Below are 20,259 nucleotides of genomic sequence, written 5' to 3' on the forward strand. Positions count from 1 at the left end.
AGAAAGCATCGTTCCGATGGACCAGAGGCCCACGATGCACTAACAATCAAACCGGACCACCCGATGGGGGCACGCCAAGACCGCTTGGGGCCTTTTCGCAAACATGGGCGAAGACACTGGAAAGACAGGGATAATCGCAATGCCACTTCACGAAGCCACCGTATCGTGGCGCCAGACCTCGGGCGACTTCGCCAAAGGCACCTACAACCGCGCCCACCAATGGGCCTTCGATGGGGGCGCAACATGCCCGGCGTCCGCCTCTCCGCATGTGGTCCCGCCGCCAATGTCAGACCCGTTGGGCATTGACCCGGAAGAGGCATTCATCGCCGCAATCGCCGCGTGCCATATGTTATGGTTTCTGGATATCGCGCGGCGTTCTGGGTATGCGGCCGCGACCTACCACGACCGCGCCCAAGGGCAACTGACCGCAAACGACGCTGGCAAGCTTTGGCTGTCGCACGTCGATCTGAGACCCCGCACAACCTGGGCCGACAAGGTCCCATCTCGGCAGGTCTTGGAAAGACTCCATCACGAGGCGCACGAGAATTGCTATATCGCGAATTCGGTCACAACGAGGATAGACGTCTGGCCAGAGTCAAAGTGATGTCGGCCATGGATGCAGCAGGTTTCCACCCAACACAAAGCAGATTCCGCGCAACGAACAGATCCTTTTCCGACGACCGTTCAATTGCACGGCCCGCCCCCGCCGGTCAGAACCGGATTTCAAACGCGGCGCCGCCGGGTTGATCAAGCAGGCGAATGGTGCCGCCCTGCGCTGCGACCAGCCGCTGAACAATCGCCAGCCCCATCCCGGTGCCCCCGTGATCTCGCCGGGTCGTGAAGAACGGATCGAAGATCCGAACCCGGTTTCCCGGCGAAACTCCGGGCCCGTCATCAAGGATCGTGATCCCGCCTGCGGTCGCGGCAAGCCGGACACACCCGGCCCCCTGTTCGGCAGCGTTGGCCAATAGCTGGTCGAGAATAAGTTGAATGCAATCCTGTGGCATCGGGAGCGTTGAATCGGCATCGAGCACGATCTCCAGGTCCGGGAACCGCTCTTGCAGCCGGGGCAGCGCCGGGGCCAGCTGGCCGGTTCCCTGTCCAATCTGACGCTCGGCCATGGCATGACGGCGGAGCGCATCCAGAAGAGTCGTCATTCGTTCTGTTGCGGTGTTGATCTGGTCGATCAGGGTATCGCGTTCGTCCTGCCGCAGGCCGTCGTCCTGCAACAACTCTGCCGCGCCGCGCAGGGTGGTCAGGGGCGATTTCAATTCATGAGTGACATGGTCGGCATAGGCGCGAAGCATATCGGCCCGCCGTTGCAAGCTGTCGCCCATGTCGAAAACGCTTTGCCCAAGGGTCGAAAACTCAGGCGTACCAAAGTGGGTTGGCGGGGCCGCGTCCAGTCCCTTTGCGACGGACCGGGCATAGTCGGTCAGGTCACGGGCCGGGCGGAGGACAAGCCGCCAGAGCAGGTAGCCAAGGATACTGGTCGCGATCACCGCGAGCCAACCGATCATCCAGGATGTTTCACCCCAGCCAAGCACCGACCCCGCGACCCGGAAATAGGCAATCCCGGCCAGCGGCACTGCCAGCACCGCCGTCAGCGTTCCGCCCAATACCAGCGCCAGCGGTGGCCGCCATTTGCGTGTCACGCGCCCCTGCATTGCCCCATCCGGATACCAACCCCATGAACCGTTTCAATCGCGTCTTCGCACCCGGCCTTGGCCAGCTTTGCCCGCAGGTTGCGCAAATGGCTGTCCAGCGTCCGGTCGGACACATCCACATTCACCCCATAGACCTTATCCACCAACCTAGGCCGAGGCGTCACCCTGTCCGGGCTGGACATCAAGAGCGCCAAAAGCTCCATCTCGCGCGCGGTCAATGGAACCGAGGCATCGCCCACAAGGGCAAGGTGGCGATCCGGATCGACGGCCAGAACCCCGTGCCGCAGGCCCGAAGTTCCGGACTGTGCCGGACCGCTGCGTTTCAGGATCGCCTTGATCCGCGCAACCAGTTCGCGGGGCGAAAACGGTTTGGCGACATAATCGTCCGCCCCCATTTCCAGCCCGACGATCCTGTCCACCTCATCGGCATGGGCCGTCAGAAACAGCACCGGGACATCGGAGGTCTTTCGCAGGGCCCGGCACAGGTCCAGACCGTCCATCTCGGGCAGGCCGATATCAAGCACGACAAGATCGGGACCGCGCGTCAGGGCCAGGTCCAGCCCGGTCCGGCCATCTGATGCTTCCTCCACCGCCATCCCGGCCTTGGTCAACGCGATCCGGACAATGTCGCGGATTTGTTTGTCATCTTCGACGATCAGGATCGTACTGGTCATCTTTCGCCCTGCCCCCGCGTTTCGATCCCTGCCAAGGTAGTCCGCAACCTCCAGTTCCGGTAGCCCCATTCCCGCCAGTCCTGCGGGACCGGGGCCGTCTCCCGGATCATCCGATCGCCGTAACAAAAGGCGCGCCCGGTCGTCGCCTCCCACCGACGAATGGCCGGGAGCGCATCGGGGCCAAGGCCGCAAACATAATAGCGGTCGATCTTGTGGGCGGGCTGATGGCGCAGGTTGTGATCCGCCACGACGCCGGCAAAGCTGACAAAACAGCAGGCGTAAAGCGTACCCAGCGATGCTGCGCCCGACCAGCCCACAAGCCACCCCGCCGAATACCCTTTCCACAGCTGCCAGAACATCAGAGACAACCCGACGACAACCAGCGCCATCCAGATCGCCGCCGCGACTCGCCACAGGGTCAGCCCATAGGCGTCAACGTAGAGATCCAGCCGAAGAAGCGACGACACGACAAGCACCACCGTTTGGCCCAGCCAAAGGTAGAGCAAGGGACGCAACCCCCGCCGCCCGTCAAGGTGCCGCTGCGCAAGCAACGCGAACCCGCCGGCCAGAAGGGCAACCCCCAGCAGCGGATAGGCCCCGCGATGCGCATAGGCGGCATAGCTGATCCCGTCGGGCAAACCGACCCCGCCCCACAGGTAGGCGCTATCGGTCAGGGTTTGCGCCGCGAAAAGGATGTTGAACACAACCAGCCCCCGCAAAAGCGACCGGCTGTTCAGGCCCGGAACGCGTAGGATCGGCCAATCCTTCCCCGGAAGGGTCAGGCGTTCGCGAAAAACGGCGATGCGCAACGCGGGCCACATGATCCAGAACAGGCCAAGCCACAAGAACACCCGCTCTGCGCCGATGGCCGGTAGGCTCCAATCCGTCACCCGGATGACCCAGCCGTCAATCAAGGGATTGGCGAGGGCGAACAGAGCAAGGAAAACCGCCCCCAATCCCAACGGGATCAACCAATCCCCCATGACGCCCCTGATCCGCGCTGACAGACCCCTTTTTCGGTCCAGCACGTTTGGTAATTTGATGATGTCGTCGACATTCCGATCAAGTCCCAGATAGGGCAGCCGTAGCCCGGACCGCAAAAGGGCTGGAATATCGGGGTGTCGGGTCCCAAAGGCCAATCGGACAATGAAATGGACGCACCCGAAGATCAGGAAACTGATGGACAGGGCATTTGCCTGAACGATCACCGGCAGGATCGCGACCAAAAGCAAGCCCCATCCCCAGATCAGGTTTTGAGCAGAGACAGGACGCCGGAAGGAGAATTGCGCCGCCGCCGCGATGGAGAGTGCCAGCGGAACAAGCGAAAGCCCCGGCAGGATACCCCAGACCAACCGGTCGGCCAGGATGATCAGCCCGCACAGGATCGCAACTTGCATGCCCCCGTCGGATTGCCGGTCTTCATCCCGCGGCGCCCCGCCTCCGCGCGACACATCGGCAGCCATCCACCAAGCATCCTTTGCCAACCCCGGAGGCAGGCCGCGAACCAGAAAAATCTTCATCGTCAACTCCATATCATTCCTGCCCCGATGTTTAGGACCAGGACGTGCATCTATTGGTGCTGGAGTTGTGCAGATCCCGTGCAAGAGCCTTCTGTCACCACGCTCAGAAGGTGTAACCGCTGGACAGACCTGGAATCCCCGGCTCCCCGGGAAGGGGACGGATCTCAAGCCGACCTTCTACAGATTTCTTTGGAGATGGCGGACCCAAGAGGATTCGAACCTCTGGCCTCTGCCTTCGGAGGGCAGCGCTCTATCCAGCTGAGCTATGGGTCCGCGTGGGCTGTCGTATAGGACAAGCCGCGGCAGGCCGCAATCGCAAAAACAAGGACGAGGCGCGGCAAATTCCTGTTGCCTGTTTCAGCGCCTGCCCCACTATATCCCTAACTCTGCAATGAGGTTTCAATGTCGTTATCGTCTACGGCCCGGCCCGTGCCCCTGTGGCTTCTGGTGGGCCTCCAAACAGCGGTCTCCGCCGCCTCTCTTACGGTCGAGATCGTGGCGGGCCGAGTCCTCGCCCCGCATGTGGGCATGTCGCTCTATACCTGGACAAGTGTGATCGCGGTGGTCCTGGCCGGGTTTTCGGCCGGTCACTGGTGGGGCGGACGGCTGGCGGAACGCCCCGCGCCGGATGCGCTGCGGGCGACGGGCTGGGCGCTCATCTGGGCAGCGCTGACGACGGCCGTGTCGATCAGCCTGCTGCACCTTGTGGCTACCCCGGTTCTTGATGCGGTGGGGCACCCGGTCTGGGGGATTGCGATCCTTTGCGCCCTGGTGTTCTTCCTCCCGTCCTATTTCGCCGGGGTCCCTGCCCCGGTGCTGGCGCAGATTGCCGTGACCGATAACGCCCGGTCCGGTCAGGCGCTTGGGGCGATCTTCGCGGCGGGCGCGATCGGGGCCATCGCCGGCACGCTGCTGGCCGGGTTCCTGTTCATCAGCTGGCTGGGGTCCGCCGGAACGCTGGCTGCCGTCACCGTCACCTATCTTGTCACGGCAGCCCTATGTTTCCGGCTGGCCGGGCGCGGGGCATGGACCTTACCCGCGCTGGCGGGCATCGGCGCGGTGGTGCTGGCCGGAGTTGCGCTGGCGGCCCCTGCCCCCTGCGACCGGGAAAGCCGGTATTTCTGCATTCGGGTTCTGGACATGTCGGCCAGCCCGGACCACCCCGTGAACCTGATGGTGATCGACCATCTGGGGCACGGAATGGGCGCGCGTGATCTGCCGCAGGTGATGTTCACCGAACACGCCGCCATGCTGAAGGCGCTTGCCACCCTGCGCGCCCCACATGATGCCTTCACCAGCTACCACATTGGCGGGGGCAGCTATTCCGTCCCCCGTGCCCTGGCCGACATGGGCACCGGAGAGATCACCGTGGCCGAGATCGACCCCGAGGTGACCGAGGTCGCCGCCGAGGACTTCTGGTTCGATCCCGCCAGCGCCACCATCTTTCACGAAGACGCCCGACGCGCGCTTCTGACCCGGCCGGACCGGCACTACGACGTGATCCTTGGCGATGCCTTCACCGATGTGGCCGTCCCGGCCCATCTGGTTACGCGCGAATTCTTTGAACTGGTGCGGGACCGGCTGACCCCGGACGGGACCTACTTGATGAATGTCATAGACTACGAGGACCGGCTGGATGCGCTCGCCAGTATCGTCGCCACCCTTCGGGAGGTGTTCCCGGTGGTCGAGGTTTGGACCCATGCCGCCCAACCCGATCCCGGCGCCCGGATGGTCTTTGTGGTCGTGGCGGGCCAAACCCCGACCGAGGCTGGCAGCCTCCGCGCCCCGGCCCCGGACCAGATGGTTTTCGCTGCGCTTGATCCCGCGTTCCTGACCGAGATTCTGTCCGGCAAGGGGTTGGTCCTTACCGATGACTACGCGCCGATAGATCGCCTAGTTGGCCGGCCCGACTGATCCGGAATGGGGGTCAAGTCCCACCTTACCCGGGGGCGCTTCGCCCCCCCACCAGATAGTTCATGGCCCCCAGAGGATATTTGAGATCCAAAGAAGGATGGACGCTCAGTCCAGCCCCCTTCTTTGGGTCGATAAATATCCCGGGGTGAATGGCCCGGAACGGGCCAGAGGGGCCGCGCCCCTGTAACGTAAGGTGGGTTTTAACCCACCACCCCCTTAGCCGAACAGCTCGTGGCACAGCTCCAGCGCATCGATCAGCGCATCCACCTCGGCCCGCGTGTTATAGAGCCCGAAGGACGCCCGGCAGGTCGCCCCGACCCCAAGGTGATCCATCAGCGGCATGGCGCAATGGGTTCCGGCCCGGACCGCGACCCCCTTCTTGTCCAGCACGGTCGAGATGTCATGCGCATGCGCCGCCCCTTCCAGCGTAAAGGAAAAGATCGCGGCCTTGTCTTCGGCCTGCCCCTGTATGTTCAGCCAGTTCAGCCCCTTGAAGCGCTCTTCGGCATAGGCGCGCAGATCGGCCTCGTGCCGGGCGATGTTGTCCATCCCCAGCCCCATCAGGTAATCCAGCGCCACGCCAAAGCCGATCTGGTTGACGATCGACGGGGTCCCGGCCTCGAACTTCATCGGCGGATCGTTGTAGCTGACCGCATCGCGGCTGACCTCGCGGATCATGTCGCCGCCGCCAAGGAAGGGGCGCATTTCGGCCATCCGGTCGGGATGGACCCAGATCGCGCCGGAGCCAGAGGGGCCATAGAGCTTGTGCCCGGTGATCGGGTAGAAATCGCAGCCGATATCCTGCACATCCACCGGCCCGTGCACCGCGCCCTGCGACCCGTCCACCAGAACCGGCACGCCCTTGGCCCGCGCGCCCGCGCAAATGCTCTTCACATCGACGATGGTGCCCAGAACGTTGGAGCACTGGGTCACCGCGATCAGTCGGGTTTTCGGCCCGATCGCGTCCAGCACCTTTTGCGGGTCAAGGCTCCCGTCAGGCTCGGTCTCGACCCACTTGAGAACCACCCCCTGCCGTTCCCGCAGGAAATGCCAGGGCACGATATTGGCGTGGTGTTCCATCACCGACAGGATGATCTCGTCCCCGGCCTGAAGGCGCGGCGCGGCCCAGCTGTAGGCCACCATGTTGATGCCTTCGGTGGTGCCGGAGTTGAGGATGATCTCGTCCTCGGACCGCGCGTTCAGGAATTTGGCGATCACCCCCCGGACACTTTCGTATTTGTCGGTCGCAAGGTTCGACAGGAAATGCAGGCCCCGGTGGACGTTGGAATATTCCGCCTCGTAGGCATGGCGCACCGCGTCGATCACCACCTGCGGTTTCTGGGCCGAGGCGCCGTTGTCGAGGTAGACAAGCGGCTTGCCGTTCACCTGCCGCGACAGGATCGGAAAATCGGCGCGGATCTTTGCGACGTCATACATGGGAAGTGCCTATTGGGTCGCCGCTTCGCGCAGAGACTGGATGAGAATGAAAAGAAAGCCCACGGCCCAAACGACGCCGACCAACGTGGCCTCGGGCCCCTGCCCGATAAACCCGCGCGTCAACCCGTAAAGCAGCATCGCGGGCGCGCTGGCCAGGATCGCCCAGAACAGTGCCAACCGGACCCGGTATGCCGCGATTTGCGACCCGAATACCCGCAGTCCGCCCCAGACCACGATCGACACAAGGTAATAGAACAACGGCCCGACGATCATTGTGCCCACCAGCAGCGGCCCAACCGCTTCGCCCATGTCGGTGCCTGCCAGATGGGCCTCGCGCGACAGGCGCGGCCATTGCGACACGAAGGCGATGAACGACCCGGCCATCAGGAAGGCCAGCGCCCGGTCTTCCCGCTGCCCCATATCCAGAAGCCGGCGCATGACCACGCGGGGTCTGCGCCAGCTTTGGAAGATGTCGGTGGAAACCGCCATCCTAACGCCGCCGCGACAGCCAGCCGGACAGCCGGTCCAGCATGTCTTCGGCCAGCCGTTCGTCCTCGATCTCCTCCAGCGCCTCGCCAAGGAACGAAAGGGTCAGAAGGTCAGTCGCCTCGTCCACCGGCACCCCGCGCGACCGCAGGTAGAACAGCGCCTCTTCGTCGATCGCACCGCTGGTGGACCCGTGCGAACAGGCCACGTCATCGGCATAGATTTCCAGCTCCGGCTTGGCGAGGAACTGGCTGTCCTCGTCCAGAAGCAGGGATTGCGAAATCTGGTAGCCGTCGGTCTTCTGCGCGCCGGGCTGGACAAGAATCTTGCCCTGGAACACGCCGGTCGCACCGTTGCGCAGCACCTTCTTGAAAACCTGGCGGCTTTCGCAGTTCACCGCGTCGTGGGTGATGAACACCGTGTCGTCGTGATGGAAATCGCGCCCGTCGCCGACGCAGGCCCCGGCCACATGGGCCACGGCATCATCGCCAGTCAATTCAACGATGGTTTCGTTGCGGGTCAGGACGCCGTTGAAGGTCATGGTGAAGGACTTGAACGTGCTTTCCGCGCCCAGCCGGGCATATGTGCCGGTCACGGCGCGGCGTTCATGGTCCCGCCCCTGTGCGCGGACGTGGTGGAAGGCGCCGCCGTCGGCCACATCGACCTCCATCACCTTGGAAAACCGTGCCGCTGCCGGGCCGGTTTCCAGCAGGGTCAGATCGGCCCCTGCCTCGACGCGGACCAGATGGTGCAGCATCGCGTCCGAGGTCTCGGACTGATGCAGGTAGATCAGGTTGATCGGTTTTGACGCCTTGCCGGTGGCCCGGATCACCACGCCATCCGCCGCAAAGGCCGTGTTCAGCGCGGCCAGCGGACGGTCGACCTTGGATTGGGCATTGCGGGCTTCCAGCACGCCGTAGATATCCTTGGCCCAGTGAATGTCCTTGGTGCAGGCATCCGACAGACGTTCAATCTCGACCCCGGCCAGCGACAGATCATCCGAGGCGGCGGGGTCGAACACGCCATCGACAAAGACAATCTTCACCCGGTCGATCGCATCGAACAGCGGGCCTTCGTCGTTGTGAAACAGCGCGGCCTTGGGGGCCTCGGCCGCGACCAGCGATGCCGGGTCGGTGTATTTCCAGTATTCGTCACGCCGATGCGGCAGGCCCATGGCGGTGACGCGGGACAGCGCGGCCTTGCGCGCCTCGGTCGCCCAGCCTGCCCCCTCGGGCAGGGTCAGGGCGGCCAGCCGTGCCTCGGCCGCTTCGACCTTCAGCGGTTGCAGCTTGGTGGCGGCCATCACGCCACCTCCGACAGGATATCGGCATAACCGTTGTTTTCGACCTCAAGCGCCAGCTCGGGCCCGCCGGTTTTCACGATCCGGCCATTGGCCATGATGTGCACCACATCCGGTTTGATGTGGTCCAGAAGACGCTGGTAGTGGGTGATGACAAGGAACCCCCGGCCTTCGTCCCGCAGCGCGTTGACGCCATCGGCCACCAGTTTCATCGCGTCCACGTCAAGGCCCGAGTCGGTTTCGTCCAGAATGCACATCTTCGGCTGAAGCATGGCCATTTGAAGGATCTCGTTGCGCTTCTTCTCGCCGCCCGAAAAGCCGACGTTGACCGGACGCTTCAGCATCTCGGCGTCGATCTTCAGGGTCTTGGCGGTTTCGCGCACGAGCTTGAGGAAGTCAGCGGCGCTGATCTCGTCCTCGCCACGGGCCTTGCGCTGCGCGTTCACGGCGGTGCGCAGGAAGGTCATGTTACCGACGCCGGGGATTTCGACAGGATACTGGAAGGCCAGGAACAGGCCAGCGGCGGCGCGTTCTTCTGGTTCCTGTTCCAGCAGGTCTTCGCCGTCGAGCGTGGCCGATCCTTCGGTCACCTCATAGCCGTCCTTGCCGGACAGGACGTAGGACAGGGTCGATTTGCCCGACCCGTTCGGCCCCATGATCGCGTGCACCTTGCCCGCCTCGACGGTCAGGTCCACACCCTTGAGGATCTGCTTGTCCTCTTCCTCAAGCTTGACGTGCAGGTTCTTGATTTGCAGCATTTTATTCTCCAGCAACTGGACGAAGGGCCGCGGCGCGGCCCGGGGTTTCGGAAAACGCCAAAAGGCCCGCCCGGGCGATCCGGGCAGGCGCAGAAGGCAAAGGACGAGTGGCGACGGGTGCCGTCAGAAGACGAAGTAGTCGCCGCGATAGTGGAAGGAATTCGGTTCGGCCGTGGCCCAGATCTGGCGCACGTAGTCCTTGTCGAACAGGATTTCCAGCTGGTCCGGGAACCAGAAGAAGAAATTGTGATAGAAGGTGTACATCGCGAAGATGCCGATGCCCTGCGCGATGGTGAGTTCCTTGCTGTCGAGGCTGAACAGCATCCGCAGCGCAAAGACCACGACCCCGGCGATCAAGAGGTCGTAGATGACGCTGGTCAGGTCCATGTCGGTAAAGCCCATGGTCCCGATTTGAAAGGTGGCGTAGCGGGCGAAGGCATAGGCGAAGACGCCAAGCGCGAAGGCCCAGACAAAGCTCATCGGATAGGCGAGCCGTTCGCCGAAGCTGTCCTTCGGGATCGCGCTCGTGACCTGCTTGCGCGCCTGTTTCGGTGTCGCAAGCCCGCCGCCGGGAATGGTCATGGTGCTGGTCTTGCCGGAATTGATCCGCGCCAGCCGGTCGTTGAAGGTGTCCTGCCCAGCCATTGGCATACCCCGCATGTTGTTCGCTACTACTCGCCCATAGCGGTAGCGGTCGAACCGGGCGGGAATGCGGCGAGAACCGGGAGATTTCCGGTGCAGCCCGTTCCGGCCCAAGGGGATATGCGGCGGCGCGGGTCACGAGATCAGGACAGGCGCACGGCGGTGCCCGAGGCGGACACCATCAGCATGTTGTTGATCACCTCATAGTCGAGGTCCACACCGACAACGGCATCAGCCCCAAGGCGGCGGGCTTCTTCCTCCATTTCGGCCAACGCGGTTTTCCGGGCCTTGCCCAGTTCCTGTTCATAGGCGGCAGAACGTCCACCGACGATGTCGCGCACCTGCGCAAAGAGATCGCGGAAGATGTTCGCGCCCAGAATGGCCTCGCCCGTGACGATGCCAAGGTATTCACGGGCCGGGCGGCCTTCGACGGTGGATGTGGTGGTGATGATCATCGTGGGTCTCCTTCCGAGAGGATCAGGAACGTCTCATTACGCGGATTGCGGCGCCAGCTGCCCGCCTCGCGGTAGGTCCGTGCCCTGCACCAGTCCTGAAACGCCGGCAGGTGTTCGTTGTCCACCTCGATCATCAGGGCCGGACGGCAGCGCGCGATGGTGCGGTCCAGACCGGCAAGCACCTTCATCTCCATCCCTTCCACGTCGATCTTGATCAGGTCAAAATCGGTGTCGGGGAAAAGATCATCCCCTGCGCGGACCTCAAGGTCGCCGGTGCCCTCTTCCATCTTGGTGCCCCCAAGGTTGCGGACGTGGCGACGCATGCCCAGACCACCATGGGCGCGGTCGGACAGCCCTATACCAAGGAACCCGGTATCCAGTTTGTCGGCCATCCGGTTCAATTCGATGTTTCCGATCAGCGGGGCCAGTGCAAGCGGGTTGGGTTCAATCAGGATCACACGGGCCGCGCCGCACTGGTCCGCGAAAAAGATCGCGTGATTACCAACATTTGCGCCCACATCCAGAACCGTAGCCCCCGCCGGAACATGGGGCGCGACGGCCTCAAGCTCGGCGGTTTCGAAGAACCGGCCAAGACGGTGCCGCCGCTGAACCGCATCCTTTTCGAAGTTGCAGCAGAAGAAATAGGCCTTGCCGTTGATGACACTGCGGGCAATTTCGAACGGCGGAAAGGTAAAGGGCTTTCCGTCCCTGAACGCCGCCAGCGCCGCATCAAGGTCGAAATAGTCCTCTTTGGTCCGTTCGGGCCGGGGCACAGTGACCATTCCCGCGGCTTGTTCTGCAGTCGCGTTCATGGTGTCACTCCAGCCAATAATAGAAGATGCCGGCCGCGATCCCGGCCCAGACGATGCAAAACCCCAGCCCGTAGACCTCGATCTCGCCCGGCGCGTAGCGGTCCCTTGGCGCATTCGGAAAGAACACGCGCAAGACGACGATCCGGCCCATATAGAACAGGGCAATGAACGGGGCCAAGATCATGCCCAGAACGAAGAGGATGATGCCGCCCTCGCTGTCCATCAGATCACCCGACGGAGCCTTCCAGCGAAATCGCCACCAGTTGCTGTGCCTCCAGCGCGAATTCCATGGGCAGCGCCTGCAGCACTTCCTTGGCGAAGCCGTTGACGATCAGGGCCACGGCCTCTTCCTCGTCCATGCCCCGCTGGCGGCAATAGAACATCTGTTCGTCATCCACCTTGGACGTGGTCGCCTCGTGTTCGACGCGGGAGGAGTTGTTCTTGACCTCGATATAGGGGACCGTATGCGCCCCGCACTTGTCGCCGATCAGCAGGCTGTCGCATTGGGTATAGTTGCGGCTGTTCTTGGCCTTCGGGTGCATCGACACGAGGCCCCGATAGGTGTTCTGCGCCACGCCCGCGCTGATCCCCTTGGACACGATCCGCGACTTGGTGTTGCGGCCCAGGTGGATCATCTTGGTGCCGGTATCGGCCTGCTGGTGGTTGTTGGCGATGGCGATCGAGTAGAATTCGCCCTGGCTGTCATTGCCGCGCAGGATGCAGGAGGGGTATTTCCACGTCACGGCAGAGCCGGTTTCAACCTGCGTCCACATCACCTTGGCCCGGTCGCCCCGGCAATCGGCGCGCTTGGTGACGAAGTTGTAGATCCCGCCCTTGCCGTTTTCATCCCCGGGGAACCAGTTCTGAACGGTGGAATATTTCACCTCGGCGTCTTCTTCGACGATGATCTCGACCACAGCGGCGTGCAGTTGGGCCGTGTCGCGCTGCGGCGCAGTGCAGCCTTCAAGGTAGGACACATAGGACCCCTTGTCGGCGATGATCAGCGTACGTTCGAACTGGCCGGTGTTTTCCGCATTGATCCGGAAATAGGTGGACAGTTCCATCGGGCATCGGACGCCCGGCGGAACATAGACGAACGACCCGTCCGAAAACACAGCGCTGTTCAGCGTGGCATAGAAGTTGTCCGACGGCGGCACGACCGAGCCGAGGTATTTCTTCACCAGTTCGGGATGTTCGCGGATCGCCTCGGAGATCGAACAGAAGATCACCCCGGCCTTCTTCAGTTCGGCCTGAAAGGTGGTGCCGACCGACACAGAGTCGAACACCGCATCAACAGCGACCTTGCGGCCCTCGACCGGCGCGTTTTCGGCCCCTTCGACGCCTGCTAGGATCATCTGCTCCTTCAGCGGGATACCCAGCTTTTCATAGGTGGCCAAGAGCTTGGGATCGACCTCGTCCAGCGACTTCGGCTTTTCGGCCATGCTTTTCGGACGGGCGTAGTAATACTGTTCCTGAAAGTCGATCTCGGGATAGTTGACCATCGCCCATATGGGCTCTTCCATGCCGGTCCAGCGTTCAAAGGCCGACAGCCGCCATTCGGTCATCCATTCGGGCTCTTCGTTTTTGCCCGAAATCAGCCGGACGATATCGGGGTTCACGCCCTTGGGGGCGTAGTCCATCTCGATCTCGGTTTCCCAGCCGTACTTGTATTTGCCGGATAGTTTGGCAACCGCATCGACCGTTTCCTGATCGACGCCTTCCTTGACCTGGGTTTCGTCCATTGCAGCCATGTCGTCCCCTATTCACGCGGCGCGGGCGCGCCACTTTCCATATGCTTTTGTCCAAGCGTCGGCGAAACGCAGGACGTCTTCCTGTTTCGTGTCGATCCCAAGCGACAGGCGCAGGGCGCTGGCCGCTTCGGTCTCATCGTATCCGAGGGTGCGCAACACCCGGCTTTCCTTCACCTTGCCGCTGGAACAGGCCGACCCCGCCGAAACGGCAAAGCCCGCAAGGTCCATCGACATGACCTGCGTTTCGCCCTTCCAACCCGGGGTGATCGCACAAGTCGTGTTGGGAAGGCGGCTCGCGCCTTTCCCGACAAAAATAGTCTGTTTCGCGGCAGCCTCAATGGCCAATTCTAGAATATTTCTAAGTTCGGCGATTTCATCCCAGCGTCCCGCCGCCAGATCGGCTTGCGCAGCTTTAGCTGCGGCGGCCATCCCGATGATTCCAATCAGGTTTTCGGTTCCGGCCCGGCGGCCCATTTCCTGCCCGCCCCCCTTCAGATGGGCGGCAAGATCGTGCCCGCGCGGAATAACCAACGCACCCACACCCTTTGGGCCACCGAATTTATGGGCCGAAAGGAACACCATCTGCACCCCGGCCCAGCTGTAGGAAAACGGCACACGGCCAAAGCCCTGGGTGATGTCGGACACCGCCAGCCCCTGCGGCAAGTCCTGCAAGACCCCAGTTTCGGAATTCGCCAGTTGCAACGCCGCGCCACCGGGGTCGGCCACGTCCACCTTGCCGCTGCGCTCCACCTTCAGCGTCGGGTCGATCCAGCTATAGACCGCGTCATGTTCGACGCCCGCGCCCTTCAGCCCCCGGCCCGCGCAGGCCAGTGCCGCCGCCTCGGTCGCGCCCGAGGTAAAGACGATATCAGCCTCTCCTGCCCCCAACGCCTCGGCCAGATCGCCGCGCGCCTTTTCCAGCGCGCCCTTGGCAGCCCGGCCTTCGGCATGGACGGACGACGGGTTCCCGACGATATCCATCGCCGCGATCATCGCTGTCCGCGCCTCCGTCCGCAGAGGGGCCGTTGCATTATGGTCCAGATAGACCCGGGTCATTCGTCCACCACTTCGAACAGGGCGGGCACGGCGGGACAGGGGGCCAGCTGATTGCTGATCACGTCAGACAGGCGGGCCTGATGCAGGAACACATAGACATGGGCCGACAGCCCTTCCCACAGGCGGTTAGTCAGCGACTGCGCCCGGCTTCCGGATGCCGCCCCGGACGCGCCCGCGCCCTTGTGCATGGCGCTGACGGTTTCATCGACCGCGCCCAGAATTTCGGACACGCGGATGTCAGAGGCAGGCCGCGCCAGTTTGTAGCCACCACCCGGACCGCGCACGCTGTCAACCAGCCCTTCCCGGCGCAGTTTGACGAACAACTGCTCCAGATAAGGCAGCGAAATGTCCTGCCGCTTTGAAATTTCGGCAAGGGTGACAAGCGACCCATCCGGCTGCAACGCAAGATCGGCCAGCGCAACCATGGCATAGCGCCCCTTGGTACTTAGCTTCATTCCGACATCCCCCAGAGGGCCGAACCGGGCCCAAACCTTTGCAAAACGGCCCAAACCGGGCCAATTCCATTGACCTTCGGGCCGGGGCTGATTAACTCCGGTCGCAGACAGGGCGAGCTTCCGCCCACGCCATAAATTAGAATCTTTCTAAGGTATCCGAGGATTTCCGTCAAGAATTCCCGGCCACCTGGAACCGCAAAGCAGGGACGCCCATGCCCGAAGTTATCTTCCCCGGCCCCGAAGGCCGGCTTGAAGGCCGCTACCATCCGCGAAAAGACCGCGACGCCCCAATCGCCATCGTGCTGCACCCGCACCCACAATTCGGCGGCACGATGAACAACCGCGTGGTCTACAACCTGCATTACGCCTTTCACAAAATGGGCTTTACCGTGCTGCGGTTCAACTTCCGTGGGGTCGGGCGCAGCCAGGGCGAATACGATCAGGGGATCGGCGAATTGTCCGATGCGGCCTCGGCGCTCGACTACCTGCAGTCGATGAACACCAATTCCAAGCATTGCTGGGTAGCGGGATTCTCGTTCGGGGCATGGATCGGGATGCAGCTTCTGATGCGCCGCCCCGAGATCACCGGCTTCATTTCGGTCGCACCGCCGGCCAACATGTATGACTTCAGCTTCCTTGCCCCCTGCCCGGCGTCCGGCCTGATCATCAACGGAACCGCCGACCGGGTCGCGCCGCCTGCCGACACCGAAAGCCTTGTCAGCAAGCTGCACGAACAGAAGGGCATCACCATCACCCATGAACAGATCGATGGGGCGGGCCATTTCTTTGAAGACCCGCACATGGACACCATGATCGATCACGTTCAGGGCTACGTGCGCCGCCGCCTGACCGAAAACACACGCTAGGGGGCCGCGATGGGGCTTCTTGACGATATGGCCGACGACATCGCCCAGCTTGCGCTGGCCGATGAGGCAAAGACCGGCGACGACAAGATCGTTGACGAAATCGCGGCGATCCTCGGCACCTCGTCCCAGACCCTGGAAGAGGCCTACAAGACAGCAATCCGGGTGCGCCGCGCCGAAAAACGTGCGCGGGCACTGCTTGCGGACCGGGCCCGCAAACGCAAGGCCGCGGAGCCAAAGGCCGATGGCTGACCGGGGCCGGATCGACGCACAGCTGGCCTTCCTGACCGAGGCGGACCTGCTGAAAAGCGTCGACCGGGCCAATATGCTGACCTGCGGCACGCGGTTGGAAAACACTGCCGAACACAGCTGGCATCTGGCACTTTGGGCGCTGGTCTTTGGGGCCGATGCCCCGGCCGGCGTCGACGTGACCCGTTCGATCCTCATGCTCTTGCTGCACGATCTGGTCGAGATCGACGCGGGCGACCATCCGATCAACATCGCCTTCGACCCGGCAGAGGTCGCCGCAAAGGAACAGGCCGCCGCCGACAGGCTGTTCGGCCTTCTGCCCGCCGATCAGGGCGCTGACCTGCGCGGCGCATGGGACGAATTCGAGGCGGCCCAGACCCCGACGGCCCAATTCGCCAAGGCGCTGGACCTGTCACAACCGATCTTCCAGATCATCCACGGCGTCAACGCCCCCGCCGACCACCCGCAGATCGCGCGGGACAACCTTGCCACCGGTCGTGCCGCGATCCTGCGCGATCGCTGGCCCGAGATGTACGCCCATGCCAGCGGCCTTCTGTCCGGCGCGGGCAGCCCGCTGCCGGACGACCACCCCCTGCCCGCCCGCCTGCGCTTTCTGATCGAGGCGGACCGGCTGAAAACCGTCATCCGCGCGACCCGAAACTATCGCGGCGGACGGCACGAGAATTCCGGCGAACACAGCTGGCATGTGGCGCTGTTCGCGCATGTGCTGGCCGAACATGCCGCCCACCCCGTCGATCCGGGCCGGGTGGTGGCGATGATGCTGATCCACGATCTGGTCGAGATCGACACGGGCGACGTCCCGATCCATTCGGCAAACGGCAATGCCCACGGCGGGGCGGATGTGCTGGCCGCCGAACAGGCCGCCGCCGACCGTATCTTCGGCCTCCTGCCCGAGAGGGAAGGCGCGGCCCTGCGCGCGCTTTGGGATGAATTCGAAGCGGCAGAGAGCCCCGACGCCATCTTTGCCAAGGCCATCGACCGGGTGCAGCCCGTCATCGCCAACCTTGAAACCGGCGGCGGCACCTGGCCCGAATACAACGTCACCCCGGCGCAGTTGCAGTCCCGCGTCGGAGTCAAGGTGGACCGGGGCGCGCCCGCCATCTGGGCCGCCCTGCGCGACCGGATCGACGCGTGGTTTTCCATGGCGGCGGAATAGACATGTCCCCCAGTTCCTTTGATCGTGCGGTCACGGCCCAGCTTCGCGCCCTTTTGGAGGGCGCGCCGGACAAGGATCACCTGAATGCGGCGCTGCGTCTTCTGGCGAAGTGGCGGGCGCAGCTTGTGTCGAACACGATCATCGGGCGCGATGGGCGCACCGTCCAGACCGGCCCGTTCAAGGGGATGGATTATGCCGTTGCCGCCTCAGAGGGCGGATTGGCCCCCCGGATGATCGGTTGCTACGAGGCCGGGATCGCCCCGGTTCTGGAACAGATCATCGCCGCCGCACCCGCCCGGATCATCGACGTCGGCAGCGCCGAAGGCTATTACGCCGTGGGCCTTGCCCGCCGCCTGCCCGACACCGAAATCTGGGCCCGCGATGCCGACCCGAAAGCACGCGAGAAATGCGCTGCACTGGCACAGGCGAACGGGGTGGCCGACAGGGTTCTGATCGGCGCGGAAATCGGCGGTGCAGAGTTCGACATCTGCGCCATGGCCCCCACGGTCGTCATCTGCGATATCGAAGGGGCCGAGGATCAGGTGCTCGACCCCACCAAGGCCCCGGGCCTTCTGGGCGCCGATATTCTGGTCGAAGTGCACGAGGGCATGAAACCGGGCCTTCTGGACCGGATCGCCGCCCGGTTCCGGGAGACCCATTCGATCACCCGGCTGGACCGGGCCGAAGATGCCGCCGCCCTGCCCGACTGGATGCAGGCCCTGTCCGATATGGACCGGCTGATCGCGCTGTGGGAATGGCGGGCTGGGCCGACCCCCTGGCTTTGGATGCAGGCGAAGGCCCGCGCCTGAAACAGGCTTGCCAAAGTCGCCCCGCTGGCCGACCCTGCGGGGCATGAGACTTCAGGGAAAAACAGCGATTGTTACCGGGGGCGGGTCGGGCTTTGGCGCCGGGATCGCCCGGAAATTCGCCGCCGAAGGCGCGCGGGTCATGGTGGCCGACATCAACCTGGATGCGGCCCGCGCCGTCGCCACTGAGATCGGCGGGCTGGCACAGGCGGCGGACGTGGCCGACAATGCCTCGGTCGCGATGTTGGCCTATGCGGCGGCGGACCATCTGGGCGATCTCGATATCCTTGTGAACAATGCAGGCGTTACCCATCTGCCGCAGCCGATGGAGGCGGTCAGCGAGGCAGAGTTTGACCGGGTGCTGGCCGTGAACGCCAAATCAGTCTACCTGACCGCCCGCCATTTTGTTCCGGCAATGAAGGCGCGCAATGCCGGGGCGATCCTGAACGTCGCCTCGACCGCCGGGGTCAGCCCCCGGCCCAACCTGAACTGGTACAACGCCTCCAAGGGCTGGATGATCACCGCGACCAAGGCGATGGCCGTGGAACTTGCCCCCCATGGGGTGCGGGTCAACGCGATCAATCCGGTGGCGGGCGAAACCCCGCTGCTGCCCTCCTTCATGGGGGGCGACACGCCCGAGCTGCGGGCCAAATTCCTGTCGACCATTCCGCTGGGCCGGTTTTCCACGCCCGAGGATATGGGCAGCGCCGCCGCCTTCCTGTGTTCGGACGAGGCCAGCATGATCACCGGCGTCGCGCTCGAGGTGGACGGGGGCCGCTGCATATGAGCCTTTGGTCTCGGCTGCGTGATATCTTTGCCCCGATTGGCGACGACCCCGAACTGCCCCCGGCCCCGGCGCCGGGCATGACCCGGCTGCACCTGTTCGCGGGCGATTTCGAAAGCGGCGATGCCGCCCGTGCCTATTGCTTCATGGCCCCCGACAAGGATCATCCCGAACCGCTGACCAATGACTTGCCGGGCGCCTTCGTCGATATCCGCTTCGTGACTGTTGCCCATGGCCCGGCGGCGCGGGACTTCATCCGGCACAAGTGCCCGACCGACACAGCTGCCGAGGTGCGCGACAGGCTGGGCGCGGCGCGGACGTTGGTGGTTCTGGAAGAGGCGGCCTTTGGCGGCTTCCCCTATACGCTGAACGACACGCCCAAACTGGCCTATCTCGGTGCGTGGGAGGTGCCGGAATGATCCCCGGCCCCCGCAACCTGATCACCGATGTGGCGGGCCTGCGGGTCGGCAATGCGCAGGACATGGACCTGCGATCCGGGGTCACGGTCCTGACATCAGATGCGCCCTTCACCGCCGGGGTCTGTATCATGGGGGGCGCGCCGGGCACCCGCGAAACGGATCTTCTGGCCCCGGACAAGACTGTCGAACAGGTGGATGCGCTGGTCCTGTCGGGCGGGTCCGCCTTTGGGCTGGCCGCCGCCGACGGGGTGATGGGTGCGCTCAAGGCGCAGGGGCGCGGCTTTGCCGTCGGGCCGCACCGGGTGCCCATCGTTCCCGCGGCGATCCTGTTCGACCTGATGGGCGGCGGCGACCATGGCTGGTCAACATCGCCCTACCCCGCATTGGGGGCCACGGCCCTTGCCAATGCCGGGTCGGAGTTCGGCCTGGGCACCGAGGGCGCGGGCACGGGCTGTACCACCGCGACTCTCAAAGGGGGGCTTGGGTCCGCCTCGGCCATCGGCCCCGGCGGGGTTATGGTCGGAGCACTTGTGGCCGTCAATGCGCTGGGGTCAGCCACCGTGGGCGACGGGCGGCATTTCTGGGCCGCGCCCTTCGAACAAGGGGGTGAATTCGGCGGGCTTGGTCCGGCGGCAACCTATCCGGACGAGGTGCGCACCAAACTGGGCAGCCACCGCAACACCACCATCGCCATCGTCGCGACCGATGCGGCGCTGACACAGGCGCAATGCACCCGGATGGCGACCGCCGCCCATGATGGGATGGCGCGGGCGCTGGTGCCCAGTCACACGCCGATGGACGGCGACCTTGTCTTCGCGGTCTCCACCGGGGCGCAGGAGTTGTCCGACCCGGTGACTGATCCGCTGATGCTCGGGCACCTCGCCGCGACCTGCCTTGCGCGGGCCATTGCGCGCGGGGTGCATGCGGCCCGGCCCCTGCCCGGCGATCCGCTGCCCACTTGGTCCAGCCTGTCCCCTTCTTTGGGTCAATAAATATCCCGGGGTGAATGGCCCGGAACGGGCCAGAGGGGCAGC

23 protein-coding genes and 1 tRNA gene are annotated in these 20,259 nt (G+C 64.0%); 9 read left to right on the forward strand and 15 right to left on the reverse strand.

Going from position 1 to position 20,259, the window contains the following annotated elements:
- Positions 1–283: 283 nt before the first annotated feature.
- Complete coding sequence (locus U3648_RS10635; RefSeq protein WP_420859391.1) at positions 284–604, forward strand: OsmC family protein; 321 nt, start codon at positions 284–286, stop codon at positions 602–604.
- A gap of 106 nt (positions 605–710) precedes the next feature.
- Here U3648_RS10635 and U3648_RS10640 read toward each other — a convergent pair whose 3' ends face one another.
- The 4 genes from U3648_RS10640 to U3648_RS10655 form a co-directional block, all read right to left on the reverse strand.
- Entirely contained in the window at positions 711–1,667 is a 957-nt protein-coding gene (locus U3648_RS10640) for a HAMP domain-containing sensor histidine kinase (protein ID WP_420859213.1), read from the reverse strand.
- Positions 1,652–2,341: a response regulator transcription factor gene (locus U3648_RS10645; RefSeq protein ID WP_420859214.1), complete on the reverse strand. Its 690-nt coding sequence runs from the start codon at positions 2,339–2,341 to the stop codon at positions 1,652–1,654. Before U3648_RS10645 ends, U3648_RS10640 begins: the two co-directional genes overlap by 16 nt.
- Positions 2,338–3,861, reverse strand: coding sequence for a DUF4153 domain-containing protein (locus U3648_RS10650; RefSeq protein ID WP_420859215.1), 1,524 nt, complete (start codon positions 3,859–3,861; stop codon positions 2,338–2,340). The genes U3648_RS10645 and U3648_RS10650 overlap by 4 nt, the downstream gene beginning before the upstream one ends.
- Positions 3,862–4,057: 196 nt before the next feature.
- Positions 4,058–4,134 (reverse strand) — tRNA-Arg (locus U3648_RS10655).
- Between the two features lie 129 nt (positions 4,135–4,263).
- Here U3648_RS10655 and U3648_RS10660 point away from each other — a divergent pair.
- A complete protein-coding gene (locus U3648_RS10660) occupies positions 4,264–5,775 on the forward strand; it encodes a fused MFS/spermidine synthase (RefSeq protein ID WP_420859216.1) in 1,512 nt (503 codons plus the stop codon).
- A gap of 216 nt (positions 5,776–5,991) precedes the next feature.
- Here the strand turns inward: U3648_RS10660 and U3648_RS10665 are convergent, their stop codons facing one another.
- The 11 genes from U3648_RS10665 to iscR form a co-directional block, all read right to left on the reverse strand.
- Positions 5,992–7,212, reverse strand: a complete 1,221-nt coding sequence (locus tag U3648_RS10665) for a cysteine desulfurase (protein ID WP_420859217.1) — start codon at positions 7,210–7,212, stop codon at positions 5,992–5,994.
- Positions 7,213–7,221: 9 nt separating this feature from the next.
- A complete protein-coding gene (locus U3648_RS10670; protein ID WP_420859218.1) occupies positions 7,222–7,701 on the reverse strand; it encodes a hypothetical protein in 480 nt (159 codons plus the stop codon).
- Position 7,702: 1 nt separating this feature from the next.
- Positions 7,703–9,001: a SufB/SufD family protein gene (locus U3648_RS10675; protein WP_420859219.1), complete on the reverse strand. Its 1,299-nt coding sequence runs from the start codon at positions 8,999–9,001 to the stop codon at positions 7,703–7,705.
- Positions 9,001–9,756, reverse strand: a complete 756-nt coding sequence (gene sufC, locus U3648_RS10680; RefSeq protein ID WP_420859220.1) for a Fe-S cluster assembly ATPase SufC — start codon at positions 9,754–9,756, stop codon at positions 9,001–9,003. Before sufC ends, U3648_RS10675 begins: the two co-directional genes overlap by 1 nt.
- Before the next feature lie 123 nt (positions 9,757–9,879).
- Entirely contained in the window at positions 9,880–10,401 is a 522-nt protein-coding gene (locus tag U3648_RS10685; protein WP_420859221.1) for a hypothetical protein, read from the reverse strand.
- A 140-nt stretch (positions 10,402–10,541) separates the two neighbouring features.
- Positions 10,542–10,853: a heavy metal-binding domain-containing protein gene (locus tag U3648_RS10690; protein WP_420859222.1), complete on the reverse strand. Its 312-nt coding sequence runs from the start codon at positions 10,851–10,853 to the stop codon at positions 10,542–10,544.
- Positions 10,850–11,665 (reverse strand): FkbM family methyltransferase, encoded by an 816-nt coding sequence (locus U3648_RS10695; RefSeq protein ID WP_420859223.1) that lies wholly within the window; start codon positions 11,663–11,665, stop codon positions 10,850–10,852. The genes U3648_RS10690 and U3648_RS10695 overlap by 4 nt, the downstream gene beginning before the upstream one ends.
- Before the next feature lie 4 nt (positions 11,666–11,669).
- Entirely contained in the window at positions 11,670–11,888 is a 219-nt protein-coding gene (locus U3648_RS10700) for a hypothetical protein (protein ID WP_420859224.1), read from the reverse strand.
- 4 nt (positions 11,889–11,892) lie between these two features.
- The gene (gene sufB / locus U3648_RS10705) at positions 11,893–13,416 is read right to left on the reverse strand and encodes a Fe-S cluster assembly protein SufB (protein WP_420859225.1); all 1,524 of its coding nucleotides are present in this window, start codon (positions 13,414–13,416) and stop codon (positions 11,893–11,895) included.
- Positions 13,417–13,428: 12 nt separating this feature from the next.
- Positions 13,429–14,472: a cysteine desulfurase family protein gene (locus tag U3648_RS10710; RefSeq protein WP_420859226.1), complete on the reverse strand. Its 1,044-nt coding sequence runs from the start codon at positions 14,470–14,472 to the stop codon at positions 13,429–13,431.
- Positions 14,469–14,927, reverse strand: coding sequence for a Fe-S cluster assembly transcriptional regulator IscR (iscR, locus tag U3648_RS10715; RefSeq protein ID WP_129683630.1), 459 nt, complete (start codon positions 14,925–14,927; stop codon positions 14,469–14,471). Before iscR ends, U3648_RS10710 begins: the two co-directional genes overlap by 4 nt.
- 212 nt (positions 14,928–15,139) lie before the next feature.
- Here iscR and U3648_RS10720 point away from each other — a divergent pair, with 212 nt between their 5' ends.
- The 7 genes from U3648_RS10720 to U3648_RS10750 are packed head-to-tail and all read left to right on the forward strand — an operon-like array spanning position 15,140 to position 20,217.
- Complete coding sequence (locus U3648_RS10720; protein ID WP_420859227.1) at positions 15,140–15,793, forward strand: alpha/beta hydrolase; 654 nt, start codon at positions 15,140–15,142, stop codon at positions 15,791–15,793.
- A 9-nt stretch (positions 15,794–15,802) separates the two neighbouring features.
- Positions 15,803–16,042 (forward strand): hypothetical protein, encoded by a 240-nt coding sequence (locus U3648_RS10725; protein WP_420859228.1) that lies wholly within the window; start codon positions 15,803–15,805, stop codon positions 16,040–16,042.
- Positions 16,035–17,216 carry an HD domain-containing protein gene (locus tag U3648_RS10730; protein ID WP_420859229.1) on the forward strand — a complete coding sequence of 394 codons (1,182 nt, stop codon included), beginning with the start codon at positions 16,035–16,037 and terminating at the stop codon, positions 17,214–17,216. The genes U3648_RS10725 and U3648_RS10730 overlap by 8 nt, the downstream gene beginning before the upstream one ends.
- 2 nt (positions 17,217–17,218) lie before the next feature.
- Positions 17,219–18,025 (forward strand): class I SAM-dependent methyltransferase, encoded by an 807-nt coding sequence (locus tag U3648_RS10735; protein ID WP_420859230.1) that lies wholly within the window; start codon positions 17,219–17,221, stop codon positions 18,023–18,025.
- Between the two features lie 43 nt (positions 18,026–18,068).
- The gene (locus tag U3648_RS10740; RefSeq protein WP_420859231.1) at positions 18,069–18,809 is read left to right on the forward strand and encodes a glucose 1-dehydrogenase; all 741 of its coding nucleotides are present in this window, start codon (positions 18,069–18,071) and stop codon (positions 18,807–18,809) included.
- On the forward strand, positions 18,806–19,225 hold the full coding sequence (locus U3648_RS10745; RefSeq protein ID WP_420859232.1) for a hypothetical protein: 420 nt from the start codon (positions 18,806–18,808) through the stop codon (positions 19,223–19,225). The genes U3648_RS10740 and U3648_RS10745 overlap by 4 nt, the downstream gene beginning before the upstream one ends.
- Positions 19,222–20,217 carry a P1 family peptidase gene (locus U3648_RS10750; protein ID WP_420859233.1) on the forward strand — a complete coding sequence of 332 codons (996 nt, stop codon included), beginning with the start codon at positions 19,222–19,224 and terminating at the stop codon, positions 20,215–20,217. Before U3648_RS10745 ends, U3648_RS10750 begins: the two co-directional genes overlap by 4 nt.
- The last annotated feature ends 42 nt before the right edge of the window (positions 20,218–20,259 follow it).

Origin of the sequence: Marivivens marinus, from assembly GCF_035969385.1 — a bacterium.
Classification (GTDB): domain Bacteria; phylum Pseudomonadota; class Alphaproteobacteria; order Rhodobacterales; family Rhodobacteraceae; genus SELP01.